This window comes from Limosilactobacillus agrestimuris (assembly GCF_943193105.1).
Classification (GTDB): Bacteria; Bacillota; Bacilli; order Lactobacillales; family Lactobacillaceae; genus Limosilactobacillus; species Limosilactobacillus agrestimuris.
In genome coordinates, this window is record NZ_CALPCW010000017.1 from 1 (window position 1) to 12491 (window position 12491).

Below are 12491 nucleotides of genomic sequence, written 5' to 3' on the forward strand. Positions count from 1 at the left end.
CAAATTAATTAAGCGAATTGACTTCGCAAATGTTTTTGCTTCAAATCATAATGATTGAAGACCCTACACATTTGATTTGTCGAAACTTTGTTCAGTTTTCAAAGGTCTACCTCAGCCAGCAATTAATGCTGACTAACAATTTAATTATATCAGATGCTTGTTTTGATGTCAATAATTAATTTGAAGATTTTTCAAATTAATTTATTCATTCGTTTCAATAAGCAGCTTTTATAATATATCATCTTTTGTTTAGCAAGTCAAGAATTAATTTTAACATTTTTATCTCAACCAGCAGATACTATTGTAACTTCTTTCAAGTTGATTGTCAACATAATATGATAATTTTTTCATATCAAACCACAATAAGCTAAAATCACAATAATAGAGCTATTCAAATTGGTATAGTTGATTTGAAGAACTCATTTATTAAAGACAACAGTTAAATACTATATAGGTTTTCCTTCTAATTTGCAAGAGAAAATTCAAATTAATTCTAAAAAAAATTGACGTTACGTGTTCTTTCTGCAATGATGATCTCAAATCTCAAGTCTAAATCTTACCGCTAATTAAGAAAAGAGATGTTAAATATCAAAATTGCAATTAGTAGCGACAATCACCTAGATGTTAATAGAATAAACATTCAAGAAGCATTGACGTTTCAGGCAAGCTGGCTCAGACAAAATAAAATTGACTACTACCTGTACGCTGGTGACCTCTTTAATGATTTTGCGAAAACAAATCACTACTTTAATCAGTTGCAGCAACTAATACCCAATACCAAAATTTACTATGTTGCTGGCAACCATGATCTGCTAAACAATATCAGTTTCGTTGAAGCAGAAACTCTACATTCTCCTTTATATCTTCATAACCGGTTTATCGACATTCCAAATAGTAACTGGCGAATAATTGGAAATAATGGTTGGTATGATTATTCCTTTTCAAGTTACCACGATCGGACTAAAGAGGTTCAAAGATGGAAAAATGTGTTTTGGCTTGATAGTTCTATCGAGCAGCCTATTTCCGATCAAGAACGGATGCAAAAGGTTCTTAAACAAGTAAAGCACCAGCTCCTTCTTACTAAGCAGGTTCAAAAAAGAGTAATCCTTATCACCCACTTCGCACCCCGACATGAACTCCTTGCACCTAAACCGCAAGTCGTTAACACTCCACGAAAAGAAAAAGTTTACCAAATGGTCAATGCAATGATGGGGAGTGATCGTCTTGGAAAGATGATAGAAGATTCTGACATAGTTAGATTCGTTTTTTATGGTCACCTCCATGGAATTCATCCCCCGCTTACTCGTCATAATGTGACCTACCTCAATCAAGCAGTTGGTGTTAGAAATAAACGAATCAATGAATGGCAAGAAAATAACTTCTTTGAACAGTGGACGTCAACAATTCGGATAATCGAACTTTTATAATCTTTATACTTAAAAACGCTATTCTCAGATGCTCACCTGAAAATAGCGTTTAATTAATTCTACTTTTGGGTATGGACTTAGACATTCATTGTCTTTCCATATTCATCATTGATTGTGTCGACAACATCTTTCATGGTCATGTCATCTTGAACAACCGTTTCACCGTCGCGAAGGGTGTACTTAACATCTTCACTTAAATTACCAAAGTCAACATCGTTACCCTTTGCATCAACAAAATCGAACTTACTTGCTTGGAAGTTCTTAAGAGCATCTTGATCAATATTCATGATTAATGCTTCCTTTCACTTCCTATTGTAGTCTTCTTTTTAAAAAGTGAACGATCTTTTTTGAACTTTTTGGCTACATTTCCATTCCCATTTTCTTGTACGATTCCATTCCACCGAGCCATAGCTTATCCATTGGCACATGACGTTCCTCAGCAAAAGCCTTCATTAAGGTCATGTGGTCTATCAAATGATACTTCTTATCAGGATCAGCCGGATCAACTACTTGAAGTTGGGCCATCATTCCGCCATCTTCATGTTCAATGATGTGACAATGATACATAAAGACACCCGAGACATTGAACCAAACTTTAATCACAACGTGCTCGCCTGGATTAATCGCAACTGTATCCTTTAACCCTAGTTCATTAGGGTATGGAGCATGACCATTACGGGACATCACTTCAAAGGCCGTTCCGTGCATGTGATAAGGGTGGATCATCCCTGGCGCAGGGTTTGTATTACAGATATCCCATAGTTGGGCCTTACCCATCGGCATCTTGTAGTCGATCCGATCCATCTTAAACTTCTTACCGTTCATGGCAACCGCTTCATCCATCCCATCAAGGGTAACATGGTGAACAGGAAGGTCAGTGTCAACTGCTGGATCTGGTGTTTCAAATAATGTCTCCGGAATCGAAGTATTGTCTGGCTTAAATTCATGAATCCTGAACTTAATTAGTGGAACATCGTCAGAGTAAAGTGTTACAACGTCGCCTGGTTTGTATTTTCCAAAGTCAACAACGATCTCTTGACGTTCAGCACAAGTAATCAACAACTTAGTCATCTTAACTGGATGAGGAAGCAAACTTAAATCACCAGCAATTTGTGTAAATTCCAGATCATCGCTAAAGTGCAAACGGAATTCACGGCGGTTTGCCCCATCAAGGAAACGAAGCCGAACCTTTTGGGTTGTAACATCAAAGTACGGATTAATTGTTCCATTAATCATTGGTGTTGGTCCAGCAACGCCATCTGGATCATAATCTTTCCGGTAATTCCATTGGTTTCCTTTATGAAAACGACGATCTTGTAAGATTACCGGAATATCGTCTACCCCATAGTTACGTGGTAGTGGAAGACTACTTTCGTGTTCATCTTGAACAATTGCACCAGCAGCAAGGCCATGCCAAACTTGTTCAGCAGTTGATGGACATGGATGAGCATGAAGCCAAACAAACGCAGCAGGTTGATCAATTTTGAATGTAACGTCACGACTTTCACCTGGATATACTGGTGCGTGACATCCCCCGTCCTCAATCGGTCCTGGGATTGCAAGGCCGTGCCAGTGAAAGGTAGTCACTTCCGGCAAGTGGTTAACTAAGTGCAAGTGGATCGTTTTTCCCTTCTTAAACACAACCGTTTTTCCTAAAAGCGGCGCATTATAACCCCATGTTTTGGTTTTCTTTCCGGGCATTAATTGGACCTCACCCGTTTGCGCTACGATAGTGTAGTACATATCAGTCGCCGTTTCTTTATCCGGTTTTAGAATTTCTGGAATATTCAACGGCTTTTCCGGTGCTTTTGGTTCTTCTAGCGGTACATAACCACCATCATGGTAGTCATACGCTGACTCATCATAGAAATAATGATCGATTACTTCGGCTTTACTCATTATAAAAGACCTCCGTTGTTCTTTATTCGCCATTATCATAATCCTTTTTTAACCCAAAACAAAAAAGAATAAAATTATAGCGTTTCTATATGCTATAATATAGCCGTTTTTTATTACCATTTATAGAGGAGCGTTTATAATGAAAGACTTTTTCTGCCCTAACTGTGGGACAAAATTAAAAGCTGGGACAAAGTTTTGTCCTAACTGTGGAAATAACGTATCAAATCTAACATCAAATAATAACATTTCTTCTACGAACAGTGACAATATTAGTAGGCAAACAAACTCAAGTATCGACTCAGCTAAACGAGAAGCAAAAGCCACAACTAATACAATTACCGAAAAATGGAATTTAAACAAGAAACGAAACAACACTATTTTGGGGATTGTTGTTTTAATAATTATTTTCTTGATATGGGGACATTTCTATTATTCAGTGGATAATCAAATGACACGGGCAACTACTGCTATTGGTGATCCTACCAAAAATGCAGGCAAATACGTCACCTCTACATCTTCAGAAGTAAAAATTAACAATAAAACTGTTAAGCCTATTCAAAAATACTTCCAAAAATATCCTGGTGACTTAACTACTATGAAACAAAAATTTGAAGATGGTAACAAATGGTCTGATTACCAATTTGTCCAAAAAGGCCGAGCTTGGTTGATCTGGCCACGTTATAAAATTCAAGCTGAGCCCACCTATATTACCGTAAATACTGATCAAAAAGGCATGAACATTAAAATGGATGGCCAAGAGCTTGGAAAAGTCACTTCTAATAGTGATACAAGTGATAATAATACTAGTGACGTTAACCAATCTAGTACATCTAATGCAGCCTATTCAAAATCATTTGGTCCATACTTACCAGGACTTCATACTTTTGTCGGTACTAAGAACGTAGGTAACCACAACATTAAAACAACGGTTACAAGTTCAGATGATAGTATTACCATGAATAACGGTATTTCTAATGATACTGCCCAATCCATTCTAAGTAGCGTTTTCCAAAGTGGTGTTGATGATAATGACGAAAGCTTCGTCAGTGGTCAAAATAACACTGGTTACAAGCAACTCGTTAAAATGTTTGACGGCTTTAGTGACGACGATGGAATTTCCAGTTATGATGCTAAAGTAAATGTTAATAGTGTTACTCCTGTTAGCGATAAGAAATTCAAAGTTAACTATCAAGTTAAGTTTACTTTCTATAATAAGAACAATGACGATGACGATAGCGAAACTAAACGAATTCAAGTATTTAAGTATACTGGTATCCTCGTTAAAACTAATGATCAAAATAATAATAATGGATTTAAGATTCAATCCTTAGGTCATGCTAAGAAAGTTAGTGAATCTAACGAACAAAAATAATATAAAACTATAAGAGTCCTGACATTCTATAATTTAAATGTCAGGGCTCTTTTCTAATTTTAAATCACAAAATACTTCTGGTATCTCATCGTCGAACCCAAATAATAATTAATTCCCCAATTTGGCATCCCCGATTGCGCAAGGTGGTTAATAAATGCACCATATACTTTTTCACGCTGTGCGAGTGGGATCCCTTGCCAGGCTCTAACGTCCTTAATTTTTCCCGCCCTAATCAAATCCGTAAATTTGCCACCAGCTCGATAACTTTTTGGTGCTCGGTAAATCTTCTTTGCCCGTTGACGAAGGGCGTTATCGCGTGGTTGCTGGATATCAAGGTAGCGGTGAGTTTTTTGAAAACGGGGATACACAAAGTAATTGCCATGAGGAATCCCGTAATTAAATGACTCGGTGTTAGCTACCACTTCTAATTCTTCAACTGAATAATTTGCTGGATCACTATCGATCCTTCCTTTTTCTGTCAGCTTATACGTATTCCACTCACTAACAAATCCCCCATTATCAATATTAACGATAAATTCAATCATCCGGGATGGATTGTGATGGAGACGCCATGAACTCCTTGTCAGTTGGATTTTCATATTCTTTGGGTACTGGTACTGACTTTGCGTCCGATTATGGTAACCACTATCAGTTTCATAATCCAATCGCAATTTATGCTCTTGGGCAAAAGTTAAAAGACGCTGAAGGTCGGTTCTACCAGGATACTGCCGAATATAATTTAGGTAAAACAGATCGAGGTAGCTCCGAAAAAGGTGAAGTTTTCTCCCTAATTCATCTTCTTTTAGCCCCTTAGATGTTGAGTAAGCATCAATTACTAACTGACGAAATCCAGTAAAGAACGGCGATGCCGGTGAGATCCCTAATCCAAAGTACGCTGACTCTATTTGAAGGAAACCATGCTGGTCAATTTCCGCATTAAACTCGTCGTCGATTACCCGTTGGAGTCGTTGTTTGGGTGACATATTTGAATTCAAAATTGTAATTAACTGGTTTACTTTCCCGTTCACCTGGTCCACCTCCTGATCTTAAAAATAGTAACTTTAATTTAGCGTTAAAATAAGAAGATTATGTAGCTAAGAGTTAAAATAATTAATAATATTAAAACTAATTGATACTTTTATATTGGCTATTAAAAGATATAAAGTATAATTGTTTACAGGAGGGGATTAGAATGTCATTAATGCAAAATACTTCAGAAATTAGCAAGACTGACCAACAGGTTTACTCCATTACCTTAATTCGGAATAGTCCTGATTTGCCAATGTACATTGATAACATGATTTACGAATCAACCCAATCAGGTCAAAAATTCATGGAGAAGTTAGTTGCGGCCTTTTCACGTGCTGGCTATCGTGATACGAAGGTCGATGATGACCATTACGAACTCACTAACGGTCTTGACAAGATTTCATTATCCGGAAAATTAGAAGATGTATTTAAAGATTAAATCACTAAAAGCTTAGGAGATTGATATTATCCCCTAAGCTTTTAATATTTTTAGGTAATTTAACCTAAAGTATTAATGGTCAACCGAATCAATTAATCATGCAATTAATTTATCACCTTCCCCGCGGGATATGGAGAAGTAAAATTTGCGTTACCCCTTTTCAAAAACTTCATTCTTGAAGATGGTCAATACATGATTTAACATTCTCATTCCATAAAGTGCTAAATTCAGCCTTTCACTCCTCTTTGATGTTATAGTAAGGGCACAAAGTTGTTATTGTTTCATTTAAGGAGGGATACTTATGCGAGCCTTTACTCATGATGAATTAGCAAAGTACGACGGTCTTGAAGGACGGCCTGGTTACATTGGTGTCAACGGAAATGTGTATGATGTCTCCGAAGTTCCCGAATGGCAAGGTGCCGAAGTTCACGGAAGCGTCGTTGGACACGATTTATCCAGCGTCACCTACCAAGAAGCGGCCCGGAAATACTCACCAATTTCCAAACTTCCTTTGATTGGAAAATTAGTTGATTAAAGCAAAAAAGAGCTCCAAAGTTTGATTTCCAAGCTTTGGAGCTTATTACGTAAGCCATTACTTATAGTCTCCGAACTTATAGAGTCTAATCGTGGGAATCCATAGGCTAGCTGCGCGTCGTAACCAGAGCCTTCAAGACTAACGCAGTGGAGTAAGCCTATTTGGCTACGAACGATTCTGATGATTTCATCATCATTCATTGTCCTAGGTTAGCCAACCAGTCTCTCGAGGAGGTTAATTCCCAGCTTCATTATTTTCCCGTGTTAACCACGGTAAAGCGTTCATGGTGGAACTTAGGAGCAACAATTTCACTAACGACAATTTCTGCTACTGTACCGGTTGTTACCTTTGATTCGCCCTGATCGTTAAACATTAATTCATCTTTACCAAGTTTATAGTCAGAAACTGGACCAGGTTCAAAACTAGCAGCAGGAGAAATACCAACCCAATCAACGTCAGTAATTGCTTCCAGGTATTGGAGTTCCTTTACTTGCTGCCGCGGGGTGTTAATCCACGATCCGGAATCAGGTAGCTTTTCAATATCTTCAACAAACAAGTGTTGATCGCCACCAGTATGAAGGCTACCTGCACCAAGAATAAAGATCAACCTAATCTTATCTTTTCGTGCGAGATTGATTAGCTTTTCAGCAAGTTTAAGGTGTCGTTCTGCATCCGCTGGGTTAGTCCCAAACGCATCAACGATTACGTCAAAACGGGCTAATACACTATCAATCATGGAAAAGATGTCACCACTGATGAGTTGTGCATCATCGCCAAGCACTTTCTTCGCTTTTTCTTCGTGACGAACAATTCCAGTTACATCAAGTCCCGGTTGTGCTGCAGCTAATTTATATATTGCACTACCGGCCATTCCGGAAGCACCAATTATTCCAACCTTGATCATCGTATATCTCTCCTCACTTTATAATTATTTTTATAATAACTGTATCATGTGGATTGAAGATTGCCAAAGAAAAGGCATTACTTTAATTTCTGTCCTTCTTCCTGAAGTTCTCTCAACCACTTGTCATGCTTCTCTTCAAATTTCCGGTCACGCTTAATAAAGAAGTAAGCAACTGCAGCAAGAACAGCAATGACTGTGCCGACGAGGAGTGTCTTGGAAGTAAAGTTAGTAATCATGTAGCAGGAAACTAGCAGTGCTAAACCAGGAATCCAATACTTTCCAGGCAACTCGAAGCCGTGCGTTGGATACTCGTTACTATGTTTAAACTTAATAACTGCAAGAATTGTTGGCACATACTGAATGAATGATGCCAGAACGGTACAGTTAACCAGAAAGAGGTAGCTTTGGGTAGAAAACAGGGCTGAAAGAATTGAGGTCAGAATGATCCCAACCCATGGAGCATCGTGCTTGTTCTTTTTACCAACAAATTTTGGTAGCATCCCATGTTCGTTCGCCATCGATGCAATCAAGGAAGGCGTATTAAATGAGGCAGAAAAGGCAACACCAAAGATACTTACAAGCATCCCGAAGATAATAATCGCATAGCCCCACTTACCGATTGCAGTACCAAGGGCATTGGCTAATGGTGTTGAGTAACCACCTAATTTAATCCCTGAAAGACCAACGGCAACCGTCATCATCAAAGCATCCAAGATAGTAACACTTACCATAACCGCAATCAAAACTCGGGGAATATTCTTTTCTGGATTATTCATCTGCTGAGCAGCGATTGGTAAGAAGGAAAATCCCGTAAATAGGTAAAAGATCGGGGTAAATGCTGAACCAAAGTGGTGAAGGAACGGCATTGGCCCTTTAAGTGCAGCTTGCGGAATAATTGGCGTAAAGTTTGCCTTATGGATGAAAAATACCCCAACTACAATGAAAATAATCAGTGTTAGGATCTTTGCGGCTGCTGAAATGTTATTAACGACCTTAACAATACTTCGTCCATAAAAGTTGATCAGAGCAAACAATAATATCAGCCCTAACGCACCGACTCCATAAACAACGGGGTTCTTAAATACCGGCAAGAAACTCTTGAGCGTCGTCAACAAGGCAACAATTTCTGCCGACAAGGTACAACACCCCAAGAACCAAGTAAAGATCCCTAATTCATAACCGGTAAAGCGACCAAAGGCATGGTACGAATAAAGCCATGCAGCCCCTGAACCAGTAAACCGACTCGACATATCAGCGTAACATAACGCAATTAAGGATACTGTAATAGCGGTACAAAGAAGAACCGCTACTGCGGACAAATTCATATACCGATAAATTACGGATGGGAGTAAGAATGTTCCAGACCCAATTACCCCATTAATTCCTAAAAAGTAAATTGAAATAAACGATAACTTCTTAGGTACTGAATTCTGACTAGCGATAATTATCACCCCATAACAATATAACTTTATTTATATTGTAGTCTTTTTTTAACAAAATTGTAGTCTTTTTTTAACAAAAAAATGATTTATTCCCCTTGCAACAAGTTCACCACTAGTAATTGCGGCCTATGCAGACTAAAATTTGCATATAAGGGGCATTTAATCTGAACATTACATTTAATAAGTAGGAGGCTAATTCAATGATCCATAATATCAAAACCGTTTCTAACTATATTGAAGAAATCGAAAAACTCATCAACAATAAAAAGCACAACTACTATTTTCGGGGACAAGATGATGCTTTTTCTAACACTCTCCCCGCTATTTTCCGGAGTCGCAAGTTATTAGATAACGAAGATAACCTTTTTAATGATTTTCTAATGACCGATCCTCAACTATTTGAAAAATGCCGGACCAACTTCGAACGACTAGCCCTAATGGAACACTATCATCTACCAACGCGATTACTCGATGTTAGTTCTAACCCTTTAATTGCTCTTTTCTTTGCGGTCAAAGGTGGTAAGGGGAATGGTGAAGTATACATTTACAAGGATCAACCAAATCCAGATAAATTAGCCAAAATGTTGGACGAACGTGGCTGGCATAACCTAATCGCTGAATACAAAAGCAAAAATAAATTGACAAGTCATAATTATTTCAAGAAAAATGCCTTTAGTAACGAAATGCAGCTAGAGTCGTCCCTTGCTCGTCAGTCACTTGCTGATAAGGCGGCTTTCTTTCAATCAATCAAAAACTTCTACAAACTGGATAATGACTACATTGCCCAACAACATAAGCTCTGGAGTCACAGCTATGATAGCTACTTTAATAACCAGGATTCAGATTATTTTGCGGAATTTAAACGAGATCTCCAGACGCTACCTTTCTTACGACTATTTGAAGAAGCCAAACGAGACATCCCCAGTTTTTCAAACAAGTTGAATCCCCTCGAATTAATTGTGCCTAAGATTGTCACCATTAAACGAATGAGTCGGCGGATGGAGAATCAACAAGGGCTCTTCCTCTTCGTTCCCTTCATTGGTGAAGAATACGATCCTTCCGTAGACATTGATTATTCTGAAGTCGAACGACGAGCCCAACTAGCAATTGATATTTTGAGCCTTTATAATCCGGATAACCCCGACGAAAAGGAAAAATACATTATCCCTGCTGAATATAAGCGATCGATTTTAGACGAGCTGGCTAAACTAGGAATCGATTATAGCTTTATCTATCCAGAAGATCATGCCAAGAAGGCGGAAATGATCAAGGCAAAGTATCTAGGATTTTAGAAAGCAACTGAGCCACCAGAATTTGCTTTTTCTTCTTCTCTCTCCATATAATTATTATGTTATTGAACAAAAAGCAAATTATTGTAAAGGAGGTTGCTAACGTGTCAATTACGCAATTAATTAATCAGGTTGGCGTAATTTTTCTGTTGATGTTGCTAGGAGCTGTTATTCGGAAATTGGGTTCTCTCCATCCCCAATCAATTAATGACTTAACTAATATCACGCTTTATTTTCTTTCTCCGCTTGTTATTATCAAGGCCTTTGAACAGCCTTTTTCATCTGCACGCTTTTGGCAACTACTAATCATCACCGGTAGTGTCTTCATCGTTTACTTTGTTTCAATTATCCTTGCTAAACTCCTTTTTGCTCGTGAATCCGATCGAAATCTTCGGCGAATTGCTATTTACGGGAGTAGTTACTCCAATAATGGCTTTATGGGAATTCCGCTTGCCCAGGGTTTATTTGGTAGTACTGGTGTTTTTTATGCCGTTGCTTCAATGATCGGGTTTAACGTTATGTCATGGACTCAAGGAATTGGTATTTTCCAAACTCATTCAGCAGGAAGTCTTAAACAAAGAATTCGGACGGCCTTAATTCCTTACAGCACCATGCTCAAGGAGAATAGTCGTAAATGGCAATCCGATGATCGAAAAGTTATGAACTGGGAATACCATGAAAAAGACGATTTTTATATCAACCCTGATGGAGTACGTTTCAACTTCAAACGTTATGCCTATCGTCATGATAGTTATGGGTTCCGCCGCGATTTTAAAGTCTATCAGGCCGAAAGATTTAATGAAAATCACTGGCTAATTCCACAAGCATTGACTCCACGGGGATATATAAAACAGATCATGGTCAATCCACAGTGGGAATACTTTAAAGTCGCGATGGAACTTATATTTATCGTTTCGGTAAGCGTATCGTTTAAAATTAAAGCGGACTCCAGCTGGATTGACATAGTAATCATCGTGCTATAAGAAATTAGGGCGGTGCAATCAGGCAACTCATCTTCAAGATATTTATAATTACGTTCAGACCCATAACCAGCATCGGCTACAATTTCTCGTCCCAAAACTTCGTTCTGGGCGAGCTGCTTAAGAAATGGAATTAGTGTTCTCGTATCAGTGGGGTTTTGCATTAAGTCATAGCCAAGCGTAAATTGCGAATTAGTCATAATTTGAAGATTATATGCCGGCTTAGTTTGTCCATTACGCATCGGATCTTCTTTAACGCGCATAAAAGTAGCTGCGTGATCTGTTTTAGAGTAGCTATTCCGTGAACCAGCGATCTGCATTTAAGTACGATATTCTAAATTTTTTTGGCGACAGTATTCTAAAGCGCGGCGATATTTTTTGGCGTGGCGTCGTTCTTGTTTGGCCGGATTAGGGGAAACCTTAGCGGTTTCGCTTACCTGTTGATTCAATTCTTCGATACGTTGTTCAAGAAGCGCAATAATAGTATCGAGCTGATCAACGTCAAAGTTATTCTCGTCAACGGCGATTTTAACTTCAGCTTGCTTGATTTCTTGAAGCAGTTTACTGGCTTTTTCAACGTTTAATTCACTATACTTGATCGTACGCTTCTTCCAAACAAAGGAGTACTTATTTGCGTTAGCCAGAATTTTAGTGCCATCAATAAATGAAGCCTCATCAATCATTCCTTGAGCTTTCAGGTAGTCATGAAACTCCTTAAAACTGCTTTGGATCATTTCTTCTAAGTCCTTAGAAATCACAAAGCGAGCGATCGTACGGTAAGTCGGTCGCTGTTCTTGAGTTAACCACATTGCGACAATATTTTCACGAGCAACGCGTTCAATTTTCCGACAGGAAATAATACCGTAACTGTAGACTAAAAGGACCAATTTTAATAACATTCTCGGATCGTATTCCCTTGGTCGCCCCATAATATTAGGCTTGCAGATCGCAAGGCTTTCAACTAATTGGTTAATATAACGAGCAGGATGGTTTAATTCAGGTTCATAGGCAGTAGGTATGTTCAAACTAAGTTGATTCATGTTATAATTAGTTTCCAATGTTTTACATATCCTTTCGAGGGTATTTTGAAGACATCGACGAGCTGGTCGGTGTCTTTTTCTTTTACTAATACATATTTTAAAGGAAAACGGAGTTAGATGAAATCCGAAGATTTC

The 12491-nt window shown here is 38.3% G+C and carries 12 protein-coding genes and 1 pseudogene; 6 read left to right on the top strand and 7 right to left on the bottom strand.

The window, feature by feature from the left end; translation table 11 throughout:
* Positions 1-587: 587 nt before the first annotated feature.
* On the top strand, positions 588-1427 hold the full coding sequence (locus NFR46_RS08880) for a metallophosphoesterase (protein WP_251576659.1): 840 nt from the start codon (positions 588-590) through the stop codon (positions 1425-1427).
* A gap of 77 nt (positions 1428-1504) precedes the next feature.
* On the opposite strand, the gene NFR46_RS08885 is transcribed toward NFR46_RS08880, so the two are convergent.
* A complete protein-coding gene (locus NFR46_RS08885; protein WP_191685095.1) occupies positions 1505-1714 on the bottom strand; it encodes a hypothetical protein in 210 nt (69 codons plus the stop codon).
* 73 nt (positions 1715-1787) lie between these two features.
* Positions 1788-3326, bottom strand: a complete 1539-nt coding sequence (locus NFR46_RS08890; RefSeq protein ID WP_251576617.1) for a multicopper oxidase family protein — start codon at positions 3324-3326, stop codon at positions 1788-1790.
* Positions 3327-3465: 139 nt separating this feature from the next.
* On the opposite strand from NFR46_RS08890, the gene NFR46_RS08895 reads away from it, so the two are divergent.
* Positions 3466-4698, top strand: a complete 1233-nt coding sequence (locus tag NFR46_RS08895; RefSeq protein ID WP_251576619.1) for a zinc-ribbon domain-containing protein — start codon at positions 3466-3468, stop codon at positions 4696-4698.
* 59 nt (positions 4699-4757) lie between these two features.
* Here the strand turns inward: NFR46_RS08895 and NFR46_RS08900 are convergent, their stop codons facing one another.
* Positions 4758-5726 (bottom strand): DUF3114 domain-containing protein, encoded by a 969-nt coding sequence (locus NFR46_RS08900; protein ID WP_251576621.1) that lies wholly within the window; start codon positions 5724-5726, stop codon positions 4758-4760.
* A 164-nt stretch (positions 5727-5890) separates the two neighbouring features.
* Here NFR46_RS08900 and NFR46_RS08905 point away from each other — a divergent pair, with 164 nt between their 5' ends.
* Positions 5891-6166 (top strand): hypothetical protein, encoded by a 276-nt coding sequence (locus tag NFR46_RS08905; protein ID WP_251576623.1) that lies wholly within the window; start codon positions 5891-5893, stop codon positions 6164-6166.
* A 301-nt stretch (positions 6167-6467) separates the two neighbouring features.
* Positions 6468-6701, top strand: coding sequence for a cytochrome b5-like heme/steroid binding domain-containing protein (locus tag NFR46_RS08910; RefSeq protein WP_251576625.1), 234 nt, complete (start codon positions 6468-6470; stop codon positions 6699-6701).
* A 250-nt stretch (positions 6702-6951) separates the two neighbouring features.
* On the opposite strand, the gene NFR46_RS08915 is transcribed toward NFR46_RS08910, so the two are convergent.
* Positions 6952-7605: an NAD(P)-dependent oxidoreductase gene (locus NFR46_RS08915; RefSeq protein WP_251576627.1), complete on the bottom strand. Its 654-nt coding sequence runs from the start codon at positions 7603-7605 to the stop codon at positions 6952-6954.
* 77 nt (positions 7606-7682) lie between these two features.
* Positions 7683-9056: an APC family permease gene (locus NFR46_RS08920; protein ID WP_251576629.1), complete on the bottom strand. Its 1374-nt coding sequence runs from the start codon at positions 9054-9056 to the stop codon at positions 7683-7685.
* Between the two features lie 191 nt (positions 9057-9247).
* Between NFR46_RS08920 and NFR46_RS08925 the strand changes: the two genes are divergently transcribed.
* Positions 9248-10339 (top strand): FRG domain-containing protein, encoded by a 1092-nt coding sequence (locus NFR46_RS08925; RefSeq protein WP_251576630.1) that lies wholly within the window; start codon positions 9248-9250, stop codon positions 10337-10339.
* Between the two features lie 56 nt (positions 10340-10395).
* A pseudogene (locus NFR46_RS08930) lies at positions 10396-11223 on the top strand (AEC family transporter); the annotation flags it as partial.
* Here NFR46_RS08930 and NFR46_RS09480 read toward each other — a convergent pair.
* The gene (locus tag NFR46_RS09480; RefSeq protein WP_420908599.1) at positions 11142-11636 is read right to left on the bottom strand and encodes a transposase; all 495 of its coding nucleotides are present in this window, start codon (positions 11634-11636) and stop codon (positions 11142-11144) included. The pseudogene NFR46_RS08930 and the gene NFR46_RS09480 sit on opposite strands and share 82 nt — an antisense overlap.
* Positions 11637-12374 (bottom strand): transposase, encoded by a 738-nt coding sequence (locus NFR46_RS08940; RefSeq protein WP_251576632.1) that lies wholly within the window; start codon positions 12372-12374, stop codon positions 11637-11639.
* Between the last annotated feature and the right edge of the window lie 117 nt (positions 12375-12491).

Coding starts and splice junctions, on each gene's coding strand:
- NFR46_RS09480 (WP_420908599.1), bottom strand. CDS start 11,636: ATGCAGATCGCTGGTTCACGGAATAGCTACTCTAAAACAGATCACGCA.
- NFR46_RS08925 (WP_251576630.1), top strand. CDS start 9,248: ATGATCCATAATATCAAAACCGTTTCTAACTATATTGAAGAAATCGAA.
- NFR46_RS08910 (WP_251576625.1), top strand. CDS start 6,468: ATGCGAGCCTTTACTCATGATGAATTAGCAAAGTACGACGGTCTTGAA.
- NFR46_RS08905 (WP_251576623.1), top strand. CDS start 5,891: ATGTCATTAATGCAAAATACTTCAGAAATTAGCAAGACTGACCAACAG.
- NFR46_RS08915 (WP_251576627.1), bottom strand. CDS start 7,605: ATGATCAAGGTTGGAATAATTGGTGCTTCCGGAATGGCCGGTAGTGCA.
- NFR46_RS08895 (WP_251576619.1), top strand. CDS start 3,466: ATGAAAGACTTTTTCTGCCCTAACTGTGGGACAAAATTAAAAGCTGGG.
- NFR46_RS08890 (WP_251576617.1), bottom strand. CDS start 3,326: ATGAGTAAAGCCGAAGTAATCGATCATTATTTCTATGATGAGTCAGCG.
- NFR46_RS08885 (WP_191685095.1), bottom strand. CDS start 1,714: ATGAATATTGATCAAGATGCTCTTAAGAACTTCCAAGCAAGTAAGTTC.